Source organism: Variovorax terrae (assembly GCF_022809125.1).
GTDB classification, from domain to species: Bacteria; Pseudomonadota; Gammaproteobacteria; order Burkholderiales; family Burkholderiaceae_C; genus Variovorax_A; species Variovorax_A terrae.
Genome location: NZ_JALGBI010000001.1, coordinates 862,059 through 887,849 on the forward strand (window position 1 = coordinate 862,059; position 25,791 = coordinate 887,849).

The 25,791-nt window shown below is 67.2% G+C and carries 25 protein-coding genes; 18 read left to right on the forward strand and 7 right to left on the reverse strand.

From position 1 onward, the window contains the following. Positions 1-32 precede the first annotated feature (32 nt). The 5 genes from MMF98_RS04000 (at position 33) to MMF98_RS04020 (ending at position 6,285) form a co-directional block, all read left to right on the forward strand. Complete coding sequence (locus tag MMF98_RS04000) at positions 33-812, forward strand: SDR family NAD(P)-dependent oxidoreductase (RefSeq protein ID WP_243304554.1); 780 nt, start codon at positions 33-35, stop codon at positions 810-812. A gap of 4 nt (positions 813-816) precedes the next feature. Next, entirely contained in the window at positions 817-3,087 is a 2,271-nt protein-coding gene (locus tag MMF98_RS04005) for an acyl-CoA dehydrogenase family protein (protein WP_243304556.1), read from the forward strand. 132 nt (positions 3,088-3,219) lie between these two features. Continuing rightward, positions 3,220-4,404 carry a porin gene (locus tag MMF98_RS04010; RefSeq protein WP_243304558.1) on the forward strand — a complete coding sequence of 395 codons (1,185 nt, stop codon included), beginning with the start codon at positions 3,220-3,222 and terminating at the stop codon, positions 4,402-4,404. A 31-nt stretch (positions 4,405-4,435) separates the two neighbouring features. After that, the gene (locus MMF98_RS04015) at positions 4,436-5,437 is read left to right on the forward strand and encodes a zinc-binding dehydrogenase (protein WP_243304560.1); all 1,002 of its coding nucleotides are present in this window, start codon (positions 4,436-4,438) and stop codon (positions 5,435-5,437) included. 41 nt (positions 5,438-5,478) lie between these two features. Continuing rightward, positions 5,479-6,285, forward strand: a complete 807-nt coding sequence (locus MMF98_RS04020; RefSeq protein ID WP_243304561.1) for a TauD/TfdA dioxygenase family protein — start codon at positions 5,479-5,481, stop codon at positions 6,283-6,285. A gap of 46 nt (positions 6,286-6,331) precedes the next feature. Here MMF98_RS04020 and MMF98_RS04025 read toward each other — a convergent pair whose 3' ends face one another. The 4 genes from MMF98_RS04025 to MMF98_RS04040 are packed head-to-tail and all read right to left on the reverse strand — an operon-like array spanning position 6,332 to position 10,656. Next, positions 6,332-7,978 carry an acyl-CoA synthetase gene (locus MMF98_RS04025; RefSeq protein ID WP_243304563.1) on the reverse strand — a complete coding sequence of 549 codons (1,647 nt, stop codon included), beginning with the start codon at positions 7,976-7,978 and terminating at the stop codon, positions 6,332-6,334. Positions 7,979-7,998: 20 nt separating this feature from the next. After that, entirely contained in the window at positions 7,999-8,973 is a 975-nt protein-coding gene (locus MMF98_RS04030; protein ID WP_243304565.1) for a Bug family tripartite tricarboxylate transporter substrate binding protein, read from the reverse strand. A 19-nt stretch (positions 8,974-8,992) separates the two neighbouring features. Continuing rightward, positions 8,993-9,598 carry an RBBP9/YdeN family alpha/beta hydrolase gene (locus MMF98_RS04035; RefSeq protein ID WP_243304568.1) on the reverse strand — a complete coding sequence of 202 codons (606 nt, stop codon included), beginning with the start codon at positions 9,596-9,598 and terminating at the stop codon, positions 8,993-8,995. Further along, positions 9,595-10,656 (reverse strand): beta-keto acid cleavage family enzyme, encoded by a 1,062-nt coding sequence (locus MMF98_RS04040; protein WP_243304570.1) that lies wholly within the window; start codon positions 10,654-10,656, stop codon positions 9,595-9,597. Before MMF98_RS04040 ends, MMF98_RS04035 begins: the two co-directional genes overlap by 4 nt. 150 nt (positions 10,657-10,806) lie before the next feature. On the opposite strand from MMF98_RS04040, the gene MMF98_RS04045 reads away from it, so the two are divergent. The 5 genes from MMF98_RS04045 to MMF98_RS04065 all read left to right on the forward strand — a co-directional run bounded on the left by MMF98_RS04045 (position 10,807) and on the right by MMF98_RS04065 (position 15,189). Then, positions 10,807-11,853 carry an AraC family transcriptional regulator gene (locus MMF98_RS04045; protein WP_243304572.1) on the forward strand — a complete coding sequence of 349 codons (1,047 nt, stop codon included), beginning with the start codon at positions 10,807-10,809 and terminating at the stop codon, positions 11,851-11,853. A 67-nt stretch (positions 11,854-11,920) separates the two neighbouring features. Further along, complete coding sequence (locus tag MMF98_RS04050) at positions 11,921-12,478, forward strand: carboxymuconolactone decarboxylase family protein (protein WP_243304574.1); 558 nt, start codon at positions 11,921-11,923, stop codon at positions 12,476-12,478. Between the two features lie 53 nt (positions 12,479-12,531). Further along, complete coding sequence (locus MMF98_RS23780) at positions 12,532-12,864, forward strand: hypothetical protein (RefSeq protein WP_423837556.1); 333 nt, start codon at positions 12,532-12,534, stop codon at positions 12,862-12,864. A gap of 173 nt (positions 12,865-13,037) precedes the next feature. Next, positions 13,038-14,150 (forward strand): mandelate racemase/muconate lactonizing enzyme family protein, encoded by a 1,113-nt coding sequence (locus MMF98_RS04060; RefSeq protein WP_243304577.1) that lies wholly within the window; start codon positions 13,038-13,040, stop codon positions 14,148-14,150. 166 nt (positions 14,151-14,316) lie between these two features. After that, on the forward strand, positions 14,317-15,189 hold the full coding sequence (locus tag MMF98_RS04065; RefSeq protein ID WP_243304579.1) for an ion transporter: 873 nt from the start codon (positions 14,317-14,319) through the stop codon (positions 15,187-15,189). Positions 15,190-15,219: 30 nt separating this feature from the next. Here MMF98_RS04065 and MMF98_RS04070 read toward each other — a convergent pair whose 3' ends face one another. Further along, the gene (locus tag MMF98_RS04070) at positions 15,220-16,593 is read right to left on the reverse strand and encodes an NAD(P)/FAD-dependent oxidoreductase (RefSeq protein ID WP_243304580.1); all 1,374 of its coding nucleotides are present in this window, start codon (positions 16,591-16,593) and stop codon (positions 15,220-15,222) included. Beyond that, the gene (locus tag MMF98_RS04075; protein ID WP_243304584.1) at positions 16,590-17,261 is read right to left on the reverse strand and encodes a TetR/AcrR family transcriptional regulator; all 672 of its coding nucleotides are present in this window, start codon (positions 17,259-17,261) and stop codon (positions 16,590-16,592) included. The genes MMF98_RS04070 and MMF98_RS04075 overlap by 4 nt, the downstream gene beginning before the upstream one ends. An 82-nt stretch (positions 17,262-17,343) precedes the next feature. Here MMF98_RS04075 and MMF98_RS04080 point away from each other — a divergent pair, with 82 nt between their 5' ends. Both MMF98_RS04080 and MMF98_RS04085 read left to right on the forward strand, forming a co-directional pair. Continuing rightward, entirely contained in the window at positions 17,344-18,438 is a 1,095-nt protein-coding gene (locus MMF98_RS04080; RefSeq protein ID WP_243304586.1) for a DUF2855 family protein, read from the forward strand. A gap of 197 nt (positions 18,439-18,635) precedes the next feature. Continuing rightward, complete coding sequence (locus tag MMF98_RS04085) at positions 18,636-19,043, forward strand: hypothetical protein (RefSeq protein ID WP_243304589.1); 408 nt, start codon at positions 18,636-18,638, stop codon at positions 19,041-19,043. 8 nt (positions 19,044-19,051) lie between these two features. Here the strand turns inward: MMF98_RS04085 and MMF98_RS04090 are convergent, their stop codons facing one another. After that, the gene (locus MMF98_RS04090; protein ID WP_243304592.1) at positions 19,052-20,092 is read right to left on the reverse strand and encodes an NADP-dependent oxidoreductase; all 1,041 of its coding nucleotides are present in this window, start codon (positions 20,090-20,092) and stop codon (positions 19,052-19,054) included. Positions 20,093-20,250: 158 nt separating this feature from the next. Here MMF98_RS04090 and MMF98_RS04095 point away from each other — a divergent pair, with 158 nt between their 5' ends. From MMF98_RS04095 to MMF98_RS04120, 6 genes are all read left to right on the forward strand, one after another. Next, positions 20,251-21,066 (forward strand): SDR family NAD(P)-dependent oxidoreductase, encoded by an 816-nt coding sequence (locus tag MMF98_RS04095; RefSeq protein ID WP_243304594.1) that lies wholly within the window; start codon positions 20,251-20,253, stop codon positions 21,064-21,066. Between the two features lie 159 nt (positions 21,067-21,225). Next, entirely contained in the window at positions 21,226-22,182 is a 957-nt protein-coding gene (locus MMF98_RS04100) for a tripartite tricarboxylate transporter substrate binding protein (protein WP_243304596.1), read from the forward strand. Positions 22,183-22,350: 168 nt separating this feature from the next. Next, the gene (egtB, locus tag MMF98_RS04105; RefSeq protein ID WP_243304598.1) at positions 22,351-23,613 is read left to right on the forward strand and encodes an ergothioneine biosynthesis protein EgtB; all 1,263 of its coding nucleotides are present in this window, start codon (positions 22,351-22,353) and stop codon (positions 23,611-23,613) included. A gap of 68 nt (positions 23,614-23,681) precedes the next feature. Further along, positions 23,682-24,584, forward strand: coding sequence for an L-histidine N(alpha)-methyltransferase (egtD, locus tag MMF98_RS04110; protein ID WP_243307293.1), 903 nt, complete (start codon positions 23,682-23,684; stop codon positions 24,582-24,584). A 19-nt stretch (positions 24,585-24,603) separates the two neighbouring features. After that, on the forward strand, positions 24,604-24,885 hold the full coding sequence (locus MMF98_RS04115) for a DUF427 domain-containing protein (RefSeq protein ID WP_243304600.1): 282 nt from the start codon (positions 24,604-24,606) through the stop codon (positions 24,883-24,885). Positions 24,886-25,012: 127 nt separating this feature from the next. Next, complete coding sequence (locus tag MMF98_RS04120) at positions 25,013-25,753, forward strand: 2OG-Fe dioxygenase family protein (RefSeq protein ID WP_243304602.1); 741 nt, start codon at positions 25,013-25,015, stop codon at positions 25,751-25,753. Positions 25,754-25,791: the final 38 nt, after the last annotated feature.

Here is a 25,791-nt window from a genome sequence, read left to right on the forward strand (position 1 = left end):
GTTGCCCCACAAACACCTTTGAAAGAATACCCATGAATACCGAACTCGATTACTTCGCCCTCACCGGCAAAAACATTGTCGTCACGGGCGCCGCCCAGGGCGTGGGCCTCGCGCTCTCACAAGCCATCGTTGCCCTTGGCGGTCGCGTCGTTGCGGTGGACGTTCAGGAAGGTCCGTTGCAAAAACTCGCCAGCGAAAGCAATGGCCAGATCGTGGCAGCGACCGGCGATGTGCGCGACCCGGCCTTTGCAGCCCACGTGGTCGAGCAGGGCGCGGCTGCGTTCGGGCACGTGGACGGTCTGGTGAACAACGCGGCCATCGTTCGTCCGGCCATGATCGAGAAGATGACGAGTGAGCAGTGGCAGCAGGTCGTGGACGTCAATCTCACCGGCCCCTTCAACTTTCTGCAGGCCGTGGGTCGCCATCTGGTTTCTCGTCGCAGGGCGGATGCCACGGTCACCGGCTCCATCGTCAATATTTCGTCCGATGGCGGGCGTCGCGGCTCGGTCGGCCAGATCAACTACAGCGCCACCAAGGCCGGCATGCTGGGCATCACCATGAGCGCCGCGCGCGAGTGGGGGCGCCACGGCATCCGCGTGAACACCGTTTGTTTCGGCGTGGTTGAAACGCAAATGTCCGAAGTCGCGCGCGGCGACAAATTTGCCGACGCGTACATGAAGCAAATCCTGTTGGAGCGCTGGGCGTCCCCGCAGGAGGTGTCGCGCCCGGTGTGCTTCCTGCTGGGCAATGCCAGCTCCTACATCACGGGGCAACACCTGTCGGTGGCCGGCGGATTCCACCTGAGCGCGTGACGACATGACCGACGATCAATCGAGTCTGAAAGAAAGCATTGCGCGATATCTGAGGGAGCAGTACAGCTTTGCGGAACGCTTGCGCGTGCTTGCCGGCAAGTCAGAGGTCAATCACTGGGGTGAGTTCGCCAAGCTGGGATGGCTCGCGATTCCATTCGATTCGGACAGTGGCGGCCTGGATGCCGGCCCCGCCGAGATGGCGATACTGATGACAGAGCTGGGGCGCGGGCTAGCGCTCGAGCCGGTCTTGCCAAACCTGGTGCTCTCAGGCAGCTTGCTTCAAGCAATTTCGGATGTTGATTGCCGCGCGTCTTGCCTCGGCTCGATGATCGAAGGCCGCGTCAAATTCGCGACTGTGTATGAGGGCATGGGTGCGCGCGCTGCTGTCGAACTGGTGGCGCAAGGCGACTCGTTCACGCTCACTGGAACTGCCAAGGTCGTGCTGGGCGGATCGCAAGCCGATTTCTTTCTCGTTGCGGCGAGCGCGACACGGCTCGCGGTTGTCCCGGCGTCAGCTCCAGGCTTGCACATCGACTCGTATCGGGGAATCGACGACTATCCCGCCTGTAGCCTGACTTTCGACAAGGTGCATGTCAACGCAGCCGATGTGTTGACTCTGGACGGCACAACACTCGGCCTCGCATTGAACTACTGCTGCGCCATGAGCTGCTGCGAAGCTGTCGGCGTGCTCGACGTGCTGGTGGAGCACACGCTGCAATACGCCAAGGATCGCAAGCAATTTGGCAAGTCGCTCGCAGCGAACCAGGTCATTTCCCATCGTCTGGTCGAGATGCGCATTCACGCGCAGGAGGCTCGCGCCCTTTCCGGGCTGGCTGTGCAGGCGCTGGAGGGGCCGGGTGGCCCGGAACTGGACGTCATGGTGTCGGCTGCAAAGATTCGTGTTGATCAGGCGCTTCGCAGCGTCGCCGAAAGTGCAGTGCAAATTCATGGCGCGATCGCCATCACCAACGAATTCCACATCAGTCACTATTTCAGGCGCGCGGCGGGATTGCGCCTTTCATTCGGTGATGCGGAGTGGCACGAAGACCGGTTAGGTACCTGGCTGAAAAAAACAGGTGGAGCGAACGAGAGCACTGCAAAGCGATTTCTTGCGAGTGATGCCGATCGCGCATTCGTCAGAACAGTTGAGGACTTCATGCACAGCGCACTGCCCAAGCAGCTGGCGGCAAAGGTCGCCAACGAACAGAATCTGAGCAAGCAAGAAATCAACGGCTGGCAGCGCACGCTGGGCGAGAAAGGCTGGCTGGGCGCTGGTTGGCCAAAGAAATTCGGCGGGCCGGGCTGGTCGCCTCGCCAGCAGTTCATCTTTGACTCGGTGTGTACCAGCATGAACTGTCCAGCAGTGGTTCCAGCCGGCGTCAAGATGATCGGACCGCTCTTGCAGATGTTCGGCACACCTGCGCAGCAAGAGCGTTTCTTGCCCCGGATTCTGGATGCGTCCGAGTGGTGGTGCCAGGGCTACTCGGAGCCCAATGCAGGCTCTGATCTCGCGTCGCTGCGCACCTCGGCCGAGGACTGTGGAGACCACTTCATCGTTAACGGCGAGAAGATATGGACATCGGGCGCGCATTACGCGGACTGGATGTTTTGTCTGGTGCGCACCAGTCGCGAAACGAGGCCGCAGCAGGGCATCTCATTTCTGCTCATCGACATGCGCACACCAGGGATTGAAGTCAGCCCTATTCAGTCGATGGACGGCGCGCATTCATTCAACAGTGTCTTCTTCAAGGATGTATGGGTTCCCAAAGAAAACCTGCTGGGCAAGCAAGGTGAAGGCTGGAGCTACGCAAAAGCGCTCCTGTCCCACGAACGGCTGTTTGCATCCTGGCTCAGCGGCATTCAGCGCTCGTTGCGGCAACTCAAGAAAGTCGCGATTGGCGATCAGTTGTCTGACGCCAAGCTTAGAGAAATCGTGCGGTTTGAAGTCAGAACGTTGGCGCTGGAAAAACGCGTGCTCGAGTTTCTCGAACAGAGCGAAGCCGATGGCGTGTTGAGTGACGAAGTGTCGGAGCTGAAGATTCAGGGCGCCGAGTTGTTCCAGGACATCTCCAACGCCGCCATGATGATTTGCGGTGATCTCGCCTATCCCAGCGATGCGCCGTTCATCCTGGGCAAGAACGCCGATCCTCTCTTTGCGCCTGCACATGCCGCCACTGCAGCGGCGCGGTACTTCGGCCGCAGAGCCCACTCCATCGCAGCGGGAACCACCGAGATCCAGAAGAACATTCTGGCCAAGACGGTGTTGGAAATCTAGCGATACAGCTAATCAATTCTGTGAGACAACCAATCAATCTGGAAACAATGGGCTCAGCTTAAATCAACTGAGCCTGTGAGAGGTCTGACTCCTCCATGCGCCGTCTGTAATTCAATAATTTTGGAGACATCGATGAAGAAGAGCCTGATTGCCCTTGCCACGCTGGCAGCCGCTGGTGCCGCGTTTGCCCAGTCAAAAAATACGCCGACTGGCCCCTCCGGATTTTCCGTCTTTGGACTTATCGATGTCGCTGTGACCACCGGCAGTGCGAGCGGCGCAGGCAGCGCGCGCGTGACGGCGCTGACCAGCAGTGCAGGCCGGCCTTCAAGGCTGGGTTTTCGCGGCCTCGAAGACCTGGGTGGCGGCCTCTATGCAAACTTCTGGCTGGAGGCTCAGCTATATCCCGACAACGGCACCGCTGGAGGCGTGCTCTCCACCAACAACCAGCCCTCCGGTGCAGGGGCAGCCGGGGAGGGGCTCAACTTCAGCCGGCGCGCCACCGTGAGCTTGATCAGTGATCGCTGGGGCGAGTTGCGCCTGGGACGCGATGTCAACCCCGCTGCCTGGAACGTGGCCGACTTCGACCCATTCTTCAATTCCGGCGTCGGCATCATGCTGGGCCTCCCCTCTCCGACCACAGGCCTGGGCGCGGGCGCACGTTATGGCCTGTTGCCCGCCGGAACTCCCTACGCTCGGGCCTCGAACATGATCCACTACCTGAGCCCGACAGTGGGCGGCTTTTTCGGTCAGGTTACCCGCATTCTTGGAGAGAACCCGAAGAACGGCGCAGCCAATCAAGACGACGGAAACGGCACCGCGCTGCGCGTCGGCTACATGGGTGGTCCGTTCAGGGCGGCACTGAACTGGGGAACGATCACCGCCAAAGGCACGCCCGTCGCGACGACGCCGGGCGCACCGTCGGGTGACATGCGCAACTGGAGTCTGGGCGCCGGCTGGTACGTGACCAAAGATATTGAACTCATGGCCACAGTCGGCCGGGACAAGCGCGGCGGCGCGGCCCCGGCCACTGGCAAGAATATGAACTTCGCCGGCAACTGGCGCGTCGGCGCCGGCGAAGTGCTTTTCTCTGTTGGCGAATACCGCATCGACGCCGGCCCCGGCGCGCAACCGCGCTCGACCAAGGTCGCACTGGGCTATGTCTACAACTTGTCCAAGCGCACTGCCCTGTACACGTCTGCCGCCAAGGTGCGCAACAGCGACGGCGCCCGCACATCGATCGGCGGCGCGGTTATCGGCGCAGGCCTGGCAAGCAGCACATCAACCGGAATCGATCTCGGAATTCGCCACACTTTCTGATCGAGAACGAACACCAAGGAACGGAGGACCCATGAAAGCAGCAATGATCGTCCCAGGCCCGCAAGGCGGCCACCTGGAAATCCAGGAAGTCCCGCGTCCGGCTGCCGGCGCGGGCCAAGTGGTTGTCCAGGTGATGGCATCGGGCCTGAACCGCGGAGAGACTTATCGTGTTCCCGAAGCGAAAAGTGGTGACCCGCTCAAGGCGGGCATCGAGTTCGCCGGCATCGTGAGCCAGGTGGGGCCTGACGTGCGCAACGTGCGCGAGGGCGATCGGGTGGCCGGCCACGGGTGGGGTGGTCAGGCTGAGTTCGTGCTCGCAGCGGCGCGCGCGGTCATGCCGATGCCGTCCACGCTGTCGTGGGCCGAGGCGGCCTCGGTCGTCAACGTGTTCGTCACCGCGCACGACGCGCTGGTGACCAATGGAGAATTCCGCGCGGGCCAGTCGGTGCTGGTCAATGCCGCCACGGGCGGGATCGGCCTGGCTGCGGTGCAGCTGGCTGCCGCGCTTGGTGCAAGCCAGGTCTTCGCCACCTCGCGATCGGCGGCAAAACTGGCGCGCTTGCGCGAGTACGGCGTGACGCACGGCATCGACCTCTCGACCCAGAATGCTGCTCGCGCCATCGTGGACGCCACCGAGGGTCGCGGGGTGGACATCGTCATCGATTCCGTGGGTGGCAGCGTGTTCGAGTCCAACGTGCAAAGTCTGGCCGTGAGAGGGCGCCTGATACACCTGGCCCGCATGGGTGGCTCCGCGATCTCGCAGCTCGACCTGGCCCAGCTCTGGTTGAAGCGCTTGAAACTGATTGGGGTCACCTTTCGCACGCGCAGCGAGGAAGAGCGGCTCGCGTGCATAGAGGCTTGCGCGCGCGATGTGCTGCCGCTGTTGCAGGCTGGCCGCATCAAACTGCCGATTGATCGCGTGTTTCCGTTGAGCGAGCTTGCGCAGGCCCACGCCTACATGGAAACCGACCAGCACTTCGGCAAGATTGTCATTGCCGTTGGTGACAGCGCGGCCGCGACGGGCGCGCGATAGACACGCAAGCCGATCATCCGATCACACCCCATGGAACTGATATGAACCTGAAAATCACGCCCCTTACCGGGTCCGTTGGTGCCGCGGTCGAAGGCATTCGTCTCGGGGAGCCACTCGCCGCCGAACATTTCGCGCAGCTGCAAGAGGCATTCCTGCGTCACTGTGTGCTGGTGTTTCGAGACCAGCACCTCGGCCCCGCCGCGCAGCTTGGATTCGCGCGGCTGTGGGGCGAGCCGGTCGTGACGCCGCTGCTCTCCAAGCAGCAGCTGGGGGACTATCCCGACGTGATCCAGCTCAGAACGGAGCCCAAGTCCGCCTTCTCCACCGAGGCCTGGCACTACGATGGTCCGCACACTGCCGTTCCTCCCAAGCTCACCATGCTCAGTGCGCAGGTGATCCCCGTAGGGGGCGACACGATGTGGAGCAACCAATATCTTGCCTATGAAAGCCTGTCGCCTGTCATGCAGCGCATGCTGGTAGACCTGCGGGTGCAATTTCGCGCGGTGCGAGCGGCCGGTCGTTTCAAGGGCGTGGCCGACGCCGATATACCCGAGGCCGTGCATCCGCTGGTGCGCACACATCCGCAGACCGGGCGCAAGGCGCTTTATCTCGGGCCCCCCGACAACGTCCAGAAGTTCGATGGCATGACAAAAGAGGAAAGCCGGCCGCTGCTGGACTTTCTGTATGCGCACAGCACGCAGCCGGACAATGTGTATCGCCACATGTGGCGCGTGGGCGACCTGCTCATGTGGGACAACCGCTGCACCTTGCACTACGCGATACACGACTACGGCACACAGGAGCGCGTGCTCAACCGCGTGACGCTCAAGGGCGAAGTGCCCGTCTGAGGTTCGCGCGAGCGCAGGGGGCGCGCCCGCGGGGGCGCGCCAGCAGTCAGACGTCGATGGCTGCCGCCGAACCGGCCTGCTTGCGCAACTCGAACTTCTGGATCTTTCCGGTGGAGGTCTTGGGCAGCTCGCCAAATACGACCGCCCTGGGTACCTTGAAGCCCGCCAGATGCTTCTTGCAGTGGCTGACGATCTCGTCGGGCTTCAGGCTCACACCGGGCTTGAGCTCCACGAATGCGCACGGCGTCTCGCCCCACTTCGGATCAGGCTTGGCCACCACGGCGGCGGCCAGCACGGCCGGATGGCGGTACAGCACATCCTCGACTTCAATCGATGAGATGTTTTCACCGCCGGAAATGATGATGTCCTTGCTCCGGTCCTTGATCTTGATGTAGCCATCAGGACATTGCACGGCAAGGTCGCCGGTGTGGAACCAGCCGCCTGCGAATGCCTGCAGCGTGGCCTCCTGATTCTTCAGGTAGCCCTTCATCGTGATGTTGCCGCGGAACATGATCTCGCCCATGGTCTCGCCATCCAGGGGCACGGGCTGCAACGTTTGGGGATCAAGCACGCGCGCATCGCGCTGCAGGTGATAGCGCACGCCCTGTCGCGCATTGAGGCGCGCGCGCTCGCCGATGTCCACCCGGTCCCATTCGTCGTGTTTGGCGCACACGGCAGCGGGGCCGTACACCTCCGTCAGGCCGTAGACGTGCGTCAGCTCGAAGCCCAGCTGCTCCATGCCCTCCATCATGGAAGCCGGTGGCGCGGCCCCGGCGACCATGGCCTTCACGCCGCTCGGCAGGCCCTGCTTCATCGCGTCCGGTGCGTTCACGAGCAGGCCATGCACGATGGGTGCGCCGCAGTAGTGCGTGACGTCGTGTGCCTTGATCGCATCGACGATGGCCTGCGCCTCGACCTTGCGCAGGCAAACGTTCACTCCCGCGCGGGCGGCGACCGTCCAGGGGAAGCACCAGCCGTTGCAGTGGAACATGGGCAAGGTCCACAAGTAGACCGGATGCCTGGGCATGTCCCATTCGAGGATGTTGGAGATCGCGTTCATCGCCGCGCCGCGGTGGTGGTAGACCACGCCCTTTGGATTGCCGGTCGTGCCGCTCGTGTAGTTGAGCGCGATGGCATCCCATTCATCATGGGGCAGCTGCCACGCGTAGGCGGGGTCGCCGCTTTCCACGAAGGCCTCGTACGTGATGGTGCCGACCGGCTCGCCACGGCCGGTGAGCAACGGGTCCTGCGCATCGATGACGAGGAGGGGCTGGCCGGACTGGCGCAAGGCGATCGCCTTGGCCATCACAGGCGCGAATTCCGCATCGACGATCACCGCTTTCGCTTCGCCATGATCGAGCATGAAGGCGATGGTCTCGGCGTCGAGCCGGGTGTTGAGGGCGTTCAGCACCGCACCGCACATGGGAACGCCGAAATGCGCCTCCACCATGGGCGGCGTGTTGGGCAGCATCACGGCCACCGTATCGCCCGGCGCGATGCCCCGCGCCGCGAGCGCGCCGGCCAGGCGGCGGCACCGTTCGTAGGTTTGTGCCCAGGTGCGGCGCAGCGCCCCGTGCACCACGGCCGCACGGTGGGGATACACCTGCGCGGCACGCTCGATGAAAAATAGTGGCGATAGCGGCGCGAAGTTGGCTTCGTTGCGCGGCAATCCCTCGTTGAAAATGTGGGTCATGGGCTTGCCTTCGAGTGACTTCAGGGTTTCAGGTTCATCGTGCGGATCAGCGCGCCGAAGGATGTGTAGTGCGCCTGCAACTGCTGCGCGAACTCTTGGGGGGAGGTTGGCATGACGGGCTCGAATCCCAACTGGGACACCTGGTCCGTGAACTGTGGCCGGCTCGCAATCCGCCGGGTGACGGCGTAGAGCTTGTCGACGTCGGCGGCAGGCATCTTTGGAGAGACCACGATGCCCTGGAAGCCTGTGAAATCGGTGAACTCCGGATAGCCCTGCTCGGCGAAGGTGGGCACTTGCGGCAGGCCCGGGAAACGGCTGGTGCCTGCAACTCCCAGTGGCTTGAGCTTGCCGCCGCGCACGAAGGGAGCCGAGGTGACGACGCTATCGAGGTACATCGTCACCTGCCGGGACATCACCGCGAGCAGCGCCGGGGGCGTGCCGGAGAACGGCACGTGCTGCATGTTCACGCCGAACCGGCGGTTGAGCATCTCACCGCCCAGTTGCGAGAGCGTACCAGGGCTTGGGGACGCGAAGTTGCCCTGGTCCGGTGAAACCTTGAGCTGCGCGGCCAGACCGGCCATGTCGTTCGCGGGGTAGTCAGGCGCAACGACCAGGACGAAGCGGTACCTTGCCAGCGCCGCAACGGGCCGCACATCGTTCATCGGGTCGTAGGGAGGCTTGAAGACGTACGGTATTTCCGAAAGAACGTTGGAGCTTGTAAACAGGATGGTGTGGCCGTCGGCCGGCGCGTTCAGCATGGCCTGAACGCCAATGGAGCCACCTGCGCCCGCCTTGTTCTCGACGACGACGGGCTGGCCGATTTCCCTGGATAGGGACGTGGCATAGATGCGGGCCGTGACGTCCATGTTTCCACCGGCCGGCGCGGGGACGATGAGCTTCACGGGCCGGTCGGGCCAGGCATGGGCCAGGCAAGAGCTGGCCAGTGCCAATGCGCCGACCGCCAAACGAAGGAACAAGGCAGATGAAGTCTTCATGGAGATTCCCTGGATGAACTCACGCAGTGCGCAGTTGCGAGGGGGACTCAAAACCATCTGCGGGCCCGGCGGCCACCAGCTCGCGAATGAGCTGCGCTGCCATCGGCCAGGGTCCGAAACCGGATGCCGGATTCAGATGGCCGCTGGCGCCCAGGTCGACGAGGCGAGCGCCCCACGCCAGCGCCAACTCGCAGACGTCTTCGTAGGCGCCAAGCGGATCGTTACGGCTCGCCGCGACGATGGTCCGGAAGGGGAGCCGCGACCGAGGCACGGGCGCCCAGCCTTCGCGTTCGAATTCGGCCAGAGCCGGGAATTCGGATCCGAGGGGGCCTGCGAACAACGGCGGTGTCGCCAGCAGCGCGCCGTGTATTGTGCTGCGGGTGCGCTGCGCCCAATGCGCCGCGGCGATGGCGCCGCCGCTGTGCGCGACCAGGATCGCCGGGCCGGTGATCGCCCGCACGGCAGCTTCGATCTGGGCCATGCGGGCGGTCAGGTCGATGTTGGTGCGGCCCAGCGCCGGCAGCGATACCGCGTTCGGCAATTCGCCGGCGAGAATCGCCTGCCAATGGCCCGGCGTCTCGTCCCGCAGACCCGGAATCACCAGCACCGTCGGCGCGACGGTCACGAGGCAGCCTTGCGTTCCGCCAGCGCCGGCCGTATCGGGCGGCGTGCGACGGGATAACGCAGTTCGCTGAGGGTCTGCTCGGCTGTCTCGTAGTGCGTACCGATCTTGTAGATCGCGCGCGCCTCCTGGCTGGACGCGACGCCACGGCCCAGTTCGCGCGAGATGCGCACCAGTTGCTCGACCTGCTGCACACTGGAGATCGGCTCACCGCTCGGACCCCACAGGGTGTCTTCGATGCCGCACCGCACGTGCAGGCCCATGGCGATCGCCATCGTGTTGATCGGCAGAACCGCGCGCATCTGCGCTTCCAGCGTGAGCGTCGAGCCGTCGGGCATGAGGCGGATGAACTCCATCATGCTGTACGGGTCCGGGTTGTCGAAGCCTCCGCTGATCGCCACCCACGTTGCGTTCAGCGGGCCCTTGTACAGGCCCTGGCGGATCATGCGCTCGAGGGTGACGAGTCCCGACTTCAGCGTGATCTGGAAGTGTGGCTGGATGGAGTTGGCCCGCAATTGCGCGAGGTGCTCGCGCAACCATGCCGGTCCTGCAGGAACGATCATCTCTTCATAGGCGTCGTAGACCGCCTGGCGCGCGAACGAGGTGCCCGCGCGGTCCTCGGGCGTCATCATCTCCACGATATTCATCTGGCCGGTGTTCACGGCCACCGTGACCTGCTCGGGCGTGGGCTTCAGGCGCGCCAGCATGTGCCGCTCCTCGTCGCTCAGCCACTTGGCCTCCTCGCCGTCCTCGGCGGGTGAAAAGGAGATGGACCCGCCCACCTGGATGATCATGTCGGGCACTGCCTGCTTCAGGCGCGCCAGCACCTCGTTGAAACGGTCGAGGTTCTTGCAGCCGGAACCGTCGTCTTCGCGCACATGGAAGTGGAGCACGGTTGCGCCGGCGTTGTAGCAGTCGACCGCCTTTTGCACCTGCTCGTCGATCGAGACCGCAATGTCGCTCGGGAAGTCGCCCGGCTCCCATTGCGGGCCATACGGAGCAACGGTGATGACAAGTTTTTCCTGGTTTTCGGGCAGGAGGGCCCCGTCGAGAAAGTGCATGGAATATCCCTTTGTGGCCGCGGAGCCTGCGATTGCAGGCCGATGCCGCGTTAGCAGTCATGATGCGCATTGGCGCCCCTACGGGATTGCTCTGTTGTCGCACAAGATTGATTTGTTGTATCAAGAGGGCTGTTGCAAAAAAGATATCCCATGGCGCCGATCTCACACCTCACCCGCAGTGCCAGCCTCACGGGCTACGCGGCCCTGGCTCAGTCGGCCGGACTCGATCCATTCGCGATGATGCGCAAGGCAGGCCTGCCGCGCCGCTGCCTTGAAGACAACGAGATGCTGATCTCGCTGGAAGCGGTTTGTCGCCTGCTGGACCAGTGCGCCGAGGCCTCCCGGATGGAGGCGTTCGGCCTGCGGCTGGCCAGCCGCCGTCACATCTCGGAGCTGGGCGCCGTCAGTCTCGTGATGAAGCAGGAACCCTCGGCCCTTCGCGCGGTGCAGACGCTTCTTGGCTACAACCGTGTGCTCAACGATGCATTGCTGGTGCGCATCGAAGAGGAAGATGACGTCGTCGTGATCCGGGAACATCTGATGCTGGGCAAGGTCGTCCCGACGCGGCAGGCGATGGAGTTGACCGTCGGCGTCATGTTCCAGGTGCTGCGCGACCTGCTGGGTCCCGGATGGCAACCTCGTCTCGTCTGCTTCACCCACCGGCAACCGCGCGATGCGCGCTTCCACCGATCCTTTCTCGGAACGAATCTCGAGTTCAACAGCGCGTTCAACGGGATTGTCTGCGCGGCGAGCGACATGGCCCGCGAACTGACGCCGGAGCAGGGCGGACTGGTGAGTTTCGCGCGTCGCTTCCTGGATACCGAGCTCAGCCAGCGCAAGCCGGCGCGCCGGGAAACCGTGCGCCACCTGATCGCAGCGCTGCTGGGCAATGGCCGCTGCACGGTCGAAAGGGTCGCGCAGCACCTCGGCGTGAGCAGGCAAACCCTGCACCGGCAACTGGCTCTTGAGGGCGAGCAGTTCACGTCGGTGCTGGACTCGGTGCGCAGCGAAGTTGCACTCAAGCTGCGCAATGACAGCGATCATTCGCTGGAGGACGTTGCCTCGATGCTGGGTTTCTCCTCGGCCAGCGCTTTCGCGCACTGGTTCCGGGCGAGCTTCGGCATGAGCTTCATTCGTTCCCGGCGCGATCGCCAGCGCGCGACGGATAAGCAATTCACTGCAACAACGGAACAATGAATTGCGACCGGCCCAACGCAACAATTCCCTACCCGGAAAACTGAAGGAATCAAACACAATGGCACGCATGGAAATGGTCGATACGGACACCAAGGACCCCATCCTGGTGGACCTCTTTGGGAGGATGAAGCAGCGCCTGGGCACGGTGCTGCACGTGTACCGATTGCTGGCCTGGTCCCCGGCGCTGGTGAAGGCGTGGACTCCATTCGCGGGAGCCATGCGGTTCGATCTGTCTGTCTCGCGGCGACTGCGCGAACTCCTGATCGTCCAGATTGCCGCTCAGCTCGGCGCGCACTATGAGTACGAACATCACCTCCACATGGCGCTGGACGAAGGCATCTCGCAAGCGCAAATCGACGCACTGACGCAGTGGCGCGGCAGCGGGCTGTTCGATGCTGACGAGTCCCTGGTGCTTCAGCTCGCGGACGAGCTTGCGCAATCTCCAGGCGCGAGCGCGGCGACCATGAAGTCGCTGCAGGATCGTTTTGAAAAGAAGCACGTCATCGAACTGCTGGTGACCGGCGCACTCTACTGCGCCGTGGCCCGCATCATCAACTCACTGGACGTCGAACTCGAACCAGACGCCGAAGAACTTCAAATCCGCGACGTCCGGCCGGCATCCTGAATCGGTAGCGAGGTTCGCATATCACCGCTTTCAGGAAGGCGGCCGCCTCTGTCGTGGCCACGCAGGCGAGGGCGAGGATTGATGCGAAGACCGTGGCGATCTTCGGCACGGGTACTCAGGCGGCTTGCCACGCGCAGGCCTTCGCGGCGTTGCCGCCCTCCCTGTCGATCACGGTGCGCGGGAGCAGTCCGCAGAAGTCCCGGCAGTTTCGTGACAAGCCACCGCCCTCGTCGCCAGGAGCCGCGTCATCGCCGATTCGCTCGAATGCGTGTTCGCGGAAGGTGGCGACAGCCTGCTGCCCATCGAAGAAGGCGCCATCAGCCGCGATCACGTCCTGGGGAACTAGCTGTGAAGCTTCACACCTAGGGTTTTCTGGGTGCTATTGAAAACATAGCGTGAAAAGACCAGCCGGCCTGGACATCGGGCCGTTTTCATTCAAAAACAGGGCGCGGCGAGGGTGGGACGAGGCTGGCGGCGCCCGCGGGCTTTGCACTACCATCGGCAGGCTCGTTCGCCGGGAGCCGCCAGCGATCGGGTTTTGCCCTCGAAGGAGACACCCGTGAAGATCACCTCGGTCCAGCCGTTCATCCTGCATGTGCCGGTCACCGGCTCGCAGATCGCCGACAGCACCCACACCATCACGCACTGGGGCGTGGTGGGCGCGCAGATCGGCACCGAGGACGGGCTCACCGGTTACGGCTTCACCGGCACCCACGCGCACCTGCCGAGTGACCAGCTCATCACGCGCTGCATCGCCACCTGCCACGCGCCGCTGCTGCTGGGCGAGGACGCGCGCGACGTGAACCGCCTGTGGCTCAAGCTGGCGCGCAACCCGGCGCTGCAGTGGGTCGGCCGGGCCGGCATCACCACGCTGTCGCAGGCGGCCATCGACATCGCGCTGTGGGACCTGAAGGCCAAGGCGGCCGGCGTGCCGCTGTGGAAGCTGCTGGGCGGCCAGGTGCGCGAGAAGGTGCGCGCCTACAACACCGACATCGGCTGGCTCAGCCTCGCCGACGACCGGCTGGTGGAAGGCGCCAGGCGCGCCGTGGCCGAGGGCTTCACCGGCATCAAGATCAAGGTGGGCTCCACCGTGGAGCGCGACCTGCGCCGCTTGGAGGCGGTGCGCCGCGCCATCGGCTCTGACGTGACGCTGGCCATCGACGGCAACGGCAAGTGGGACCTGCCCACCTGTCTGCGCTTTTGCCGCGCGGCCGAGGCCTTCGACGTCTACTGGTTCGAGGAGCCGCTGTGGTACGACGACGTGCAGGGCCATGCCGAGCTGGCGCGCGCCACGCGCATCCCGATCGCGCTGGGCGAGCAGCTCTACACGCACGATGCGTTCGCCGGCTTCTTCCAGCGCGGAGCCGTCCACTGGGTGCAGCCCGACGTGACGCGCCTGGCCGGCCTGAGCGAGGCGCTGCGCGTGTGCGAGGCCGCGCATGCGCACCGCCTGCCGGTGGCGCCGCACGCGGGCGACATGAGCCAGGTGCACGTGCACCTGAGCTATGCGCACCCGGCCTGCGCGGTGCTCGAATACATCCCCTGGATCAAGGACTGCTTCACCGAGCCGGCCGAGGTGGTGGAGGGCCATTTCCGCCTGCCGCAGCAGCCCGGCGCGGGCACCACGCCGACGGCCGCCGCGTGGGCGTCGCTGCGCCAGCCGGTGGCCTGAGAGGCTGAGAGCAAATCGCCCATGGCCGCTCATCCCCCTCAAACACCCCCACTCGGCGTTGCAAATGCGCGCCGTAGCCCGAGCTACGGCTGTGCTTTGCGCCTTGATTGGGGGCGCTTGCGGGGCCTGCTCGACCACGTTCAATTCACTCTCAGCCTCTGAGCCCATGCTGCCCGCACCACCCGACACCCTGGGCAAGCCGCTCGCCGGCTGGCGCCTGAAGCTCTACACCATCATCTTCGAGGCCGACACGCGCGCCGGCCGCCTGTTCGACCAGTGGCTGATCGCCGTCGTGCTGCTGAGCGTGGCGGTGGTGGTGGCCGACAGCGTGCAGACCCTGCACCAGCGCTTTCACCTGGGCTTCGAGGTGGCCGAATGGGCGTTCACGCTGATGTTCACGATCGAGTACATCGCGCGCCTGAGCTGCGTGCGCCACCCCTGGCGCTATGCCACCAGCTTCTTCGGCATCGTGGACCTGCTGGCCGTGCTGCCCACCTACCTTGCGCTGCTGATGCCCGAGGCGCACGCGCTGATCGACGTGCGGATCCTGCGGCTTTTGCGCATGTTCCGCATCTTCCGGCTCACGGCCTACGTGGCCGAGTACCAGATGCTCGGCAGCGCGCTGGCGGCGAGCCGGCGCAAGATCCTGGTGTTCCTGTCGGTGGTGTTGATGGTGGTGCTGGTGATGGGCACGCTGATGTACGTGGTGGAGGGGCCGGCGCACGGCTTCGTCAACATTCCCACCTCGGTCTACTGGGCCATCACCACCATGACCACGGTGGGCTTTGGCGACATCACGCCCAAGACCGACCTGGGGCGGCTGATCTCCTCCGTCATGATGCTGCTGGGCTGGGGCACGCTGGCCGTGCCCACCGGCATCGTCACGGCTGAGATGACGGTGCGGCGCCAGGCGCGCCCGCCCACCACGCGCACCTGCCACGAATGCCTGACCGAAGGGCACCAGCCCGAGGCGCGCTACTGCATGCACTGCGGCGCGCGGCTGCCGCGCTACCAGAGTGACCCGCCGGCCGCGCCCTGACACGCGCTCTGGACACGCCCGCCAGGTTGGCTAAGGCGGCGTTTCGCCGGGCGGCCCGGGCAGCTCCACCCCCGTGACCACGCGCGCGTAGCGCTGCGCGCTCCAGTAGGCCGAGGCCCAGTCGATCAGCACCACCAGTCGGTTGCGAAAGCCGATCAGGAAATACACGTGGGCGAACAGCCAGAACAGCCAGGCGAAGTAGCCGCTGAACCGGAACGGCCCGAGCGGCGAGCTCAGGTCCACCACGGCCGAATTGCGGCCGATGGTGGCGAGGTTGCCGTAGTCGCTGTAGTGAAACGGCAGGCCGGCCTCGCCGCGCAGGCGGCGCAGCAGGTTGGCCGCCGCGGCGCGCCCCATCTGCTTGGCCGCCGGCGACACGCCGGGCACGGGCCGCGGCTCGCGGCCCGGCGCATGGCTCTGGGCCGCGGCGAGGTCGCCGATCACGCTGATCTCGGGGTGGCCGGGCAGGCTCAGGTCGGGCTGCACGCGGATGCGGCCCGCGCGGTCCAGCGCCTGGGCTTCCTCGCTGCCGATGGCGCGGGCCAGCAGCCGGCCCAGCGGCGAGGCCGCCACGCCGGCCGCCCAGATGATGCATTTGCTATTGATTCTGTAGCTGCTCGCGTCCGCCCCGCCTGGACCTTGCCCGGTCTGGACCTCCAGGCCGGCGGCGTCGATGGCGCTGACGCGGGCGTTGAGCCGCACCTCCACGCCGAGCTTCTCCAGTTGCTCGCGGGCGCGCTGGCTCAGGCCTTCGGGCATGGCCTGCAGCACGCGCGGGCCGCCCTCGACCAGCAGGATGCTGGCGCTGGCCGGGTCGATGTGGCGGAATTCGCCGGGCAGCGTGTGGCGCGCGATCTCGGCCAGCGTGCCGGCCATTTCCACGCCGGTCGGCCCGGCGCCGACCACCACGAAGGTGAGCCAGGCGGCGCGGCGCTCGGCGTCGGGTTCCTTCTCGGCGGCCTCGAAGGCCAGCAGGATGCGCCGGCGGATCTCGAACGCATCGTCCAGCGTCTTGAGCCCGGGCGCCAGCGGCGCCCAGTCGTCGCGCCCGAAGTAGCTGTGCGTGGCGCCGGCCGCCACGATCAGGTGGTCCCAGGCCAGCGCGGAGCCGTCCTTCAGGTGCACCTGGCGGCCCGCCGCGTCGATGCCGGTGACCTCGCCCAGCAGCGTGGTCACGTTGTCCTGGCGGCGAAACAGGTGGCGGATCGGCGCGGCGATGGCGGGCGCCGACAGGCCGGCGGTGGCCACCTGGTACAGCAGGGGCTGGAACAGGTGGTGGTTGGTGCGGTCGATCAGGGTCACGTCCACGGGGGCGTCGCGCAGGGCCCGGGCCGCTTCCAGGCCGCCGAAGCCGCAGCCGATGATCACGACATGGGGGCGGTGCGTGGGGGCAGGCGTTGTCATGCCGCGATGATACGCAGCGCCGGATCCTCGGGCGCCTGCAGCGCGGCGAGGCAGCAGCGCTCCATCTGCGCGGCCCAGCGGCCGGCTTCCTGCGCCTGCAGCCCAACCAGCAGCGCATAGCGCCGCCCGCCCCACACCGCGAGGTGCAGCGCCTGCAGCGTGTCGCGCGAGGGCCGGGCGGGCAGGTCGGTGCAGGCATCGAGCACGCGGCCCCAGGCGGCCAGCAGTTCCTCGTGCACGCGGCGGTGGTGCTTGGGCTCGGCGATCTGCGCTTCGAGCGTGAGCATGCCGGGGTGGAACCAGGGCAACTCGGGCGCCTCGACGCCGCAGGCCAGCCGCACCAGCGTCCGCACACGCTGCGGCCACGCCAGCCCGGCGGGCTGCACCGCCTGCCGCTCGATCTCGGCCAGCAGCACGTCGACGCTGTGCCGCACGTAGCCCGACAGCAGCGCCGTCTTGTTCGGGAAATAGTCGTACAGCGTGCCGACCGAGATGCCGGTTTCCAGCGCCACGGCGCGCGTGGTCAGGCGCTCCCAGCCGTCGCGCTGCCAAATCCGAACAAAGGCGTCGTAGATGGCCTGCACGGTGAACCGGGCGCGGGCCTGCGAGGGCCGCTTCAGGGGCTTGGCCGCAGGCGTGCGGGCGGCGCGGGCGGGGGCCGTGCTCATGGCCGCCGCTTTCCGAACCCGCCCGAGAGCCTGCCGACATACATTCGATTCACCCCGATCTGTCACCCCTGGAGACGCGCCAATGACCTCACTGACCCGGCTGTTCACCCGCAAGAACGCATTGAATCACACCCGCATCGAGACCGGCGCGCTGGCGCCGCTGGCCGAGGGCGAGGCGCTGCTGAAGATCCGGCGCGTGGCCGTGACCACCAACAACATCACCTACGCCGCCTTCGGCGACGCGATGCAGTACTGGAACTTCTTTCCCACGCCCGAGGCCGACTGGGGCCACATGCCGGTCTGGGGCTTCGCCGACGTCGCGGCCTCCAGCGTGCCGGGCGTGGAGGTAGGCGAGCGCTTCTACGGCTATTGGCCCGTAGCCAGCCACCTGCGCATGCAGCCCGTGCGCGTCACCGAGCGCGGCTTCTACGACGGCGCGCCGCACCGCCTGGCGCTGACTTCGGCCTACAACCAGTACACCCGCTGCAGCGCCGACCCGGCCTACCGCGCGGCCGACGAGAACTACCAGATGCTGGTGCGGCCGCTGTTCATCACCTCGTTCATGCTGGCGGATTTCCTGCAGGACAACGGGTTCTTCGGCGCCCGGCGGCTGGTGCTGTCCAGCGCGTCGAGCAAGACGGCCTACGGCACGGCGTTCTGCCTGCAATCGGCGCCCGAGGTGGAGCGCGTGGCGCTGACTTCGCCGCGCCACCAGGGTTTCGTCGAGGGCCTGGGCTGCTACCACCGCACCGTGGGCTACGACGCGCTGGAGGCGATCGACCCGCACGCGCCCACGCTGTACGTGGATTTCTCGGGCGATGAAGCGCTGCGCGAAAGAGTCCACCGCCACTTCGGCGAGGCCCTGGTCTACGACTGCTTCGCGGGCTCGGCCGGCAACACGAACTTCCTGCGCGACACCGGGCTGCCCGGGCCGGCGCCGGCGTTCTACTTCGCGCCAGTGCAGATCCGCAAGCGCAATGCCGACTGGGGCCATGCCGAGGTCAACCGCCGGTTCAACGAGGCGCAGCTGGCCTTCATCCGCCGCGTGGGCGATGCGGGCGCGCCCTGGATGCAGGTGGTGGAGCACCGCGGCTTCGAGGCGGCGCAGGCGCTGATCGGCGACCTGCACGCCGGCCGCACCGACCCGCTCCAGGGCCATGTGGTGGTGCTGGACTGAGCGCGCTGGATGCGTGGCGCGGCAGGCCCGGGCCTGTTTCCCGTTGCCGTGGCCCCAAGCCGCAGGGCGGTGCCTGAGCCGCGCTGTAGGACAGATCTTTCTTACGCTTGTCACATCGGCCTACGCCGTGTATCCGCTGCGCTGGTTACAAATGAGGCACTTCCCATCCAGGCTTGGCCCTGACAGAAAGATTCCCCATGAAGACGAACACCCGCAACCTCCTGGCCGCTGCCGGCCTGGCCCTGCTGGCGGCCACGGCGGCCCAGGCGCAGCCCTATGTCAACGCCACCGTCGGCGGCGCGCTGGCGCCTGGCGTGTACGGGCGCATCGACATCGGCAATGCGCCGCCGCCGCCCGTGTACTACCCGCAGCCGGTCATCATCACGCATCCGCCGGTGATGGTGCCGCAGCAGCCGGTCTACCTGTACGTGCCGCCAGGCCACCAGAAGCACTGGGCCAAGCACTGCGCGCGCTACAACGCCTGCGGCCAGCCGGTCTATTTCGTGAAGGTGGACGAGCGGCGCGGCAAATGGCGCGGGCGCGAGGACGAGCAGGGCCACGGCGGGCATGGCCGGGGCCACGGCCGCCGCGGCCACGACGACTGAGCTGAGGCCTACTCGCTGGCGACCTGCAGCACCAGCTTGCCAAAGTTCTCGCCGGTGAACAGCTTGGCCAGCGCTTCGGGGAAGGCGGCGACGCCGCCCGCTACCACGTCCTCGCGGCTCTTCATGCGGCCGTCCTTGAGGTAGCCGGCCATCTCGGCCACCGCGACGGGGTAGCGGTCGGCGTAGTCGAACACCACGATGCCTTCCATGCGCGCGCGGTTGACCAGCAGGCTCAGGTAGTTCTTCGGGCCCTGCACCGGCGTGGTGTTGTTGTACTGGCTGATGGCGCCGCAGATGATGATGCGCGCGCCGCGCGCCAAGCGCGCCAGCACCGCGTCCAGGATCTCGCCGCCCACGTTGTCGAAGTAGACGTCCACGCCCTTGGGGCAGTGTTCCTTGAGGCCGGCCTTCACGTCACCGGCCTTGTAGTCGATGCAGGCGTCGAAGCCCAGCTCCTTGACCACCCAGTCGCACTTGGCCTGGCCGCCGGCGATGCCGACCACGCGGCAGCCCTTGATCCTGGCGATCTGGCCCACGGTCTGGCCCACCGCGCCGGCCGCGCCCGAGATCACCACGGTCTCGCCCGGCTTGGGCTGGCCGACGTCCATCAGGCCGAAGTAGCCGGTCATGCCCGGCATGCCCAGCACGTTGAGCCACTGCGTCAGGCTGCCGGCGCGCAGGTCGATCCTGAACAGGCCGTTGCGGTTGATCTGGTCCTGCGGAATCAGCAGGTACTCCTGCACGCCCAGGCCGCCCGAGACGGTGTCGCCCACGGCGAACGCCGGGTTCTTCGAGGCCACCACGCGGCCGATGCCGCCGGCGCGCATCACCTCGCCGATGCCCACGGGCGGGATGTAGCTCTTGCCCTCGTTCATCCAGCCGCGCATGGCGGGGTCGAGCGAGAGCGCCAGCGTCTTGACCAGCACGCCGCCCTCGGCGGGTTCCTGCACCGGTTCGGTGGTGAAGCTCCAGTTGTCGCGCGTGGGCGCGCCCACCAGGCGCTGGGCCAGGCGGACCTGGTGGTTGGTGAGGGAGGCGAGTGCGGTCATGAGAGTCTCCTGCGAACCGGGAATCCGGTGAAATTGAAGCCAGCGGGCCATCGTAGCGGCGGCCCGCGGTGCGCAGGGTAGCGCAAGCGACAGCTTTCCAGAGTGCCGCCTCTATGTTGCAATGGCCGCCTGGCCCGACCGCCCCGAGGAGACTCCCCATGCCCGCTTCCGCCCCCACTTCCACGCCGCGCCCGGTGGCCCTCGTCACCGGCGCCTCGTCCGGCATCGGCGAGGCCCTGGCGCATTGCTTCGCCCAGGCCGGCCACGATCTGGTGCTGGTGGCGCGCAGCGCCGACAAGCTGCAGGCGCTCGCGCAGGCCCTGGCGGCGCGGCACGGCGTGCGGGCCTGGGTGGAGCCGGCCGACCTGTCGCAGCCCGGCGCCGCCGCCGCGCTGGCCGCCACCCTGAAGCGGCGCCGCCGCGCGGTGGACGTGCTGGTCAACAACGCGGGCGTGCTGGAGCAGGGCGCCTTCGCGCGCATGGCGCCGGCGGCCCAGCAGCAGATCATCGATCTCAACATCTCGGGCCTGACGGCGATGCTGGCGCAGTTCGTGCCGCCGATGGCGGCGCGCGGCGCCGGGCGCGTGCTCAACGTGGCCTCGATCGCCGCCTTCCAGCCCGTGCCCACGCTGGCCACCTACGCGGCGAGCAAGGCCTACGTGCTGTCGCTCACCGAGTCGCTGGCCGAGGAGCTGCAGGGCAGCGGCGTCAGCGTCACCGCGCTGTGCCCCGGCATCACCGCCACCGGCATGCTGAGTTCGGCGCGGGAGGCCAATGCGCAGCTCGGCCGCATCCCGGGCTTCCTGATCGGCGACGTGGACGACGTGGCGCGCCAGGGCTTCGAGGCCTGCATGAAGGGTGAGGTGATCTGCGTGCCCGGCGTGATCAACCGCGCGGCCATGCTGGCCTCGCGCAGCACGCCGAAATGGCTGGTGCGGCGCATCAGCGGCGCTCTGGGCCGCCAGGCGCTCTGATTTTGAGTCAAATCGGCCAGAGGTCCAGGTCCAGCGGTCATTTCATGCTATTGAATTGGTAGCGTTCGACGGCCTGGCCGGGTGCCGCCGCGCCGCGGGCGTGGCCGGAGGGCGGCGGTATTGTTTAATATATGAAATAAATTACCGGAGACTTCCGCCATGAACCGTCGCGACGCCCTCGCACTCACCGCCTTCGCCCTGGCCGCCACCGGTAGCCGGGCCCAGTCCTTTCCCACGCGGCCGCTGCGCATCATCGTGCCCTTCACGCCCGGCGGCACCACCGACGTGGTGTCGCGCCTGGTCGCGGTGGAGATGGGCCGCAGCCTGGGCCAGCCCGTGGTGGTGGAGAACAAGCCCGGCGCCGGCACGGTGATCGGCGTGGACGCCGGCGCCAAGGCCGCGCCCGACGGCTACACGCTGACCTGCGTGGCCAACAGCTTCACCGTCAACCACACGCTGATCCGCAAGCTGCCCTACGACACCTTCAAGGACCTGCGCCCGGTCGGCCTGATGGGCCTGTCGGAGCACGTGCTGGCCGTCCACCCCTCGGTCAAGGCGCGCACGCTGCGCGAGCTGGCCCAGCTCTCGCGCAGCGAGAAGCTCAGCTACGGCTCCTTCGGCAACGGCACCTCGGCCCATCTCTCGGGCGAGCTGCTGCGCAGCGCCGCCGGCGTGCAGGCCGTGCACGTGCCCTACAAGGGCCAGGCGCCCGCGCTCAACGACCTGCTGGGCGGCCAGCTCACCATGATGTTCGGCAACTGGCCCGAATTCGCCGCCCACATCCGCGCCGGCAAGCTGGTGGCCATCGGCATGGCCACGCGCCAGCGCTCGGTGTTTGCGCCCGACGTGCCGACGCTGGCCGAGCAGGGCACGCTGATCGAGTCCAACTCCTGGAACGGCCTGCTGGCGCCCGCGGCCACGCCCGATGCCCTGGTGCAGCAGCTCAACGCCGAGGTCAACAAGGCGCTGGCGGCGCCGGCCGTGAAGGAGGCCTTCGCCAAGGGCGGCATCGTGGCCCAGGCCGGCTCGGCCGAGCAGTTCGGCACCTACCTGCGCTCGGAAGCCGCGCGCTACGCCCGCATCATCGAGGAAGCGAAGATTAGCCTGGAGGGTTGAGAGGCGGGGGCCCCTTTGCATTTGCTTGCAATGGGCGCCCAGGCTCCTGACGGAATCCGACACCGTCTTGTGCTGTAATAAATCAGGAGGGGTTGCGACCCATGCCTGATCGCCCTGTCTTGCCGCGGCAAAACCGGAGCAGCCGGGCACCACCAGGAGGCTTGCCGCATGTCTGCGATTCCGTCGCCCACCCAGGCACATCCCCGTTCCCGGCCGCCGCGCGAGCAGGCGGCGCAGCACCATGCCGAGGTGCGCGCGCACAGCCTGGCGCTGGCCGCCGGGCTCTCGGCCGAAGACCAGTGCATCCAGTCCATGCCCGACGCCAGCCCGGTCAAGTGGCATCTGGCGCACACCAGCTGGTTCTTCGAGGCCGTGGTGCTGCAGCCGCATGTGCCGGGCTACCGGCCGTTCGACGAGCGCTTCTTCTACCTGTTCAACTCCTACTACGAAGCCCTGGGCCCGCGCCATCCGCGCCCGCAGCGCGGCCTGCTCACGCGCCCCACGCTGGCCGAGGTGCAGGCCTACCGCGCCCATGTCGATGAGGCCGTGCAGCGCTTCATCGCCGACAGCGACGAGGCCGCCTGGGCGGCGGCGCAGCCGCTGCTGACCTTGGGCCTGCACCACGAGCAGCAGCACCAGGAGCTGATCGTCACTGATTTGCTGCACGCGCTCTCGTGCAACCCGCTGCTGCCCGCGTGGCGGCCCGCCGAGGCGCCGGCGCTGCGGCTGGCCGCCACCGCGCCCGCGCTGCGCTGGCTGGCGCTGCCGGGCGGCACCGTGATGCAGGGGCATGCCGGGCCCGGCTTCGCCTTCGACAACGAAACCCCGCGCCACGCCGTGCTGCTGGCGCCCTACCAGCTGGCCGACCGGCTGGTGAACTGCGGCGAGTACGCGCAGTTCATCGCCGACGGCGGCTACCAGCGGCCCGCGCTGTGGCTGTCCGACGGCTGGGCCGCGGTGCAGGCCGGCGGCTGGCGCGCGCCGGCCTACTGGATCGAGCCCGGCGATCCGCGCGCCGCGGCGCCGCACTGGCAGGTGTTCGGCTTGCACGGCGTGCGGCCGCTCGACCCCGCGGCGCCGGTCAGCCAGCTGAGCTTCTACGAGGCGGCCGCCTATGCCGAGTGGGCCGGCGCGCGCCTGCCCACCGAGGCCGAATGGGAGGCGGCCCATGGCGCCGAGGGCCTGACGCAGATGAGCGGCCACGTGTGGCAGTGGACGCGCTCGTCCTACGACCCGTACCCGGGTTTTCGCCCGCTGGCCGGCGCCGTGGGCGAATACAACGGCAAGTTCATGGTGGGGCAGCTGGTGCTGCGCGGCGGCAGCTGCGCCACGCCGGCGGGCCACACGCGGCCGAGCTACCGCAACTTCTTTCCGCCCGGCGCGCGCTGGCAGTTCTCAGGCCTGCGCCTGGCGCGGGACGGCGCATGCTGACCCGCTCCCTGATCGACGCCGAAGCGTTCGAGGCCGACGGCGAGGCGGGCGGCTTCGCGCACGACCTCATGGCCGGCCTGGCCGCCACGCCGCGCAGCATCTCGCCCAAGTACTTCTACGATGCGGCCGGCTCGGCGCTGTTCGACCGCATCTGCGAGCTGCCCGAGTACTACCCCACGCGCACCGAGCGCGCCATCCTGCGCACGCACGCGGCCGACATCGCGGCGCAAATTGGCGGGCGCGCCGAGATCGTCGAGTTCGGCGCCGGCTCGTGCGCCAAGGTGCGCCTGCTGCTCGACGCGTTGGAGCGGCCCGCGCGCTACCTGCCGATCGACATCTCGGCCGAGCACCTGGGCGCCGCCGCCGCCTCGCTGCGGGCCGACTATCCCGCGCTGGACGTGTTGCCGGTGGCGGCCGACTACACCCGCGGCCTCACGCTGCCGGCGCCCGCGGCCGGCGGCGGGCAGCGCGTGGGTTTCTTCCCCGGCTCCACCATCGGCAACTTCACGCCCGACGAGGCGCTGCAGTTCCTGCGGCTGGCCGCGCGCGTGCTGCGCGGCGGCGCGCTGCTGCTCGGGGCCGACCTGGTCAAGGACCCGGCCGTGCTGCATGCGGCCTACAACGACGCGCAGGGCGTGACGGCGGCCTTCAACCTCAACCTGCTGGCGCGCGCCAACCGCGAGCTGGGCGCGCGCTTCGACCTCGCGCAGTTCAGCCACAGCGCCTTCTACAATGCCCCGTTGCGGCGCATCGAAATGCACCTGGTGAGCCGGCGGCGGCAGAAGGTGGCGCTGTGCGGCGAATGCTTCGAGTTCGCCGAAGGCGATTCGCTGCACACCGAGAACTCGTACAAGTTCACCCTCGACGGCCTGCGCGCCCTGGCGGCGCAGGCGGGCTTCCGGCCCGGGCCAGTGTGGACCGATCCGCAACACCTGTTCAGCCTGCACTGGCTGCAGGCCCCCGACAACTGATGCTCGAGAAGGAGCCCTCATGAAAGCAATCTGGAACGGCGCGGTGGTCGCGCAAAGCGACGACACCGTGCTGGTGGAAGGCAACCACTATTTCCCCGAAGCCTCGCTCAACCGCGACTACGTCACCTTCAGCAACCACCACACCACCTGCCCGTGGAAGGGCCAGGCCAGCTACTACTCGCTGCTGGTCAACGGCGAGATGAACACCGACGCCGCCTGGTACTACCCCGACCCCAAGCCCGAGGCCGAGATGGTCAAGGGCCGCGTCGCGTTCTGGAAAGGCGTGAAGGTCGAGGCCTGAGAGACCGCGAACCGGGGCCCGAGGCCGGGGCCGGCTTTGCGGCCGCAGCCGCGGTAAGCTACGGCCTGTTGCCCGTTGCCGACCGGACCCCGTCCGCTCCGGCGGCGCCCGGGCCGGCCCGCACACCATGACCACCGCCACGCTGATCCCTTTCTTCGCCTCTCCCGACCAACTCGTTGCCCTGCTGCGCCAGCAAGGCTACGCCGTGCTCAGCCCGCAGGGCGTGAGCGAGCTGGCGGGCTGCCCGCTGGACGCGCTCGATGCGCTGCGCGCCGACTGGGACGACCTGCCGCCCGACGCCTACCTCAAGGACGGCGGCCGCTACCGGCGCCGGCGCCACGCCTGCTTCGTGCTCGAAGACGGGCGCGTGACGCCATCGGCCCACCGCGCGCACTGGCAGCCGGTGGAATACAACGCCCTGCACGGCGGCATGCAGCGCTGGTTCGAGCCGATGCACGCCGCGAGCGCGGCGCTGCCGGCCTGGCAGCAGCTGCTGCTGGCGCTGGGGCAGGTGGCCTCCGCGCTCAAGGGGCCCCGGCCCTGGTATGTGGAGGCGCACCAGTTCCGCATCGATACCACCGACGGCATCGGCCGGCCCACGCCCGAGGGCGCGCACCGCGACGGCGTCGACCTCGTGGCCGTGCTGCTGGTGAACCGCGTGGGCATCAAGGGCGGCGAGACCCGCGTGTTCGAGGCCGCCGGCCCGAACGGCCAGCGCTTCACCATGACCGAGCCCTGGACCCTGCTGCTGCTGGACGACGAGCGCGTGATCCACGAGTCCACCCCGATCCAGCCGATCGCCGAGGGCGCCCACCGCGACACCCTGGTGCTGACCTACCGCGCCGGCGGCTTCCAGGGCGCGGATTGAGTGTCTTTCATGCCGAATGTCCTTGTCCCCTGGATATT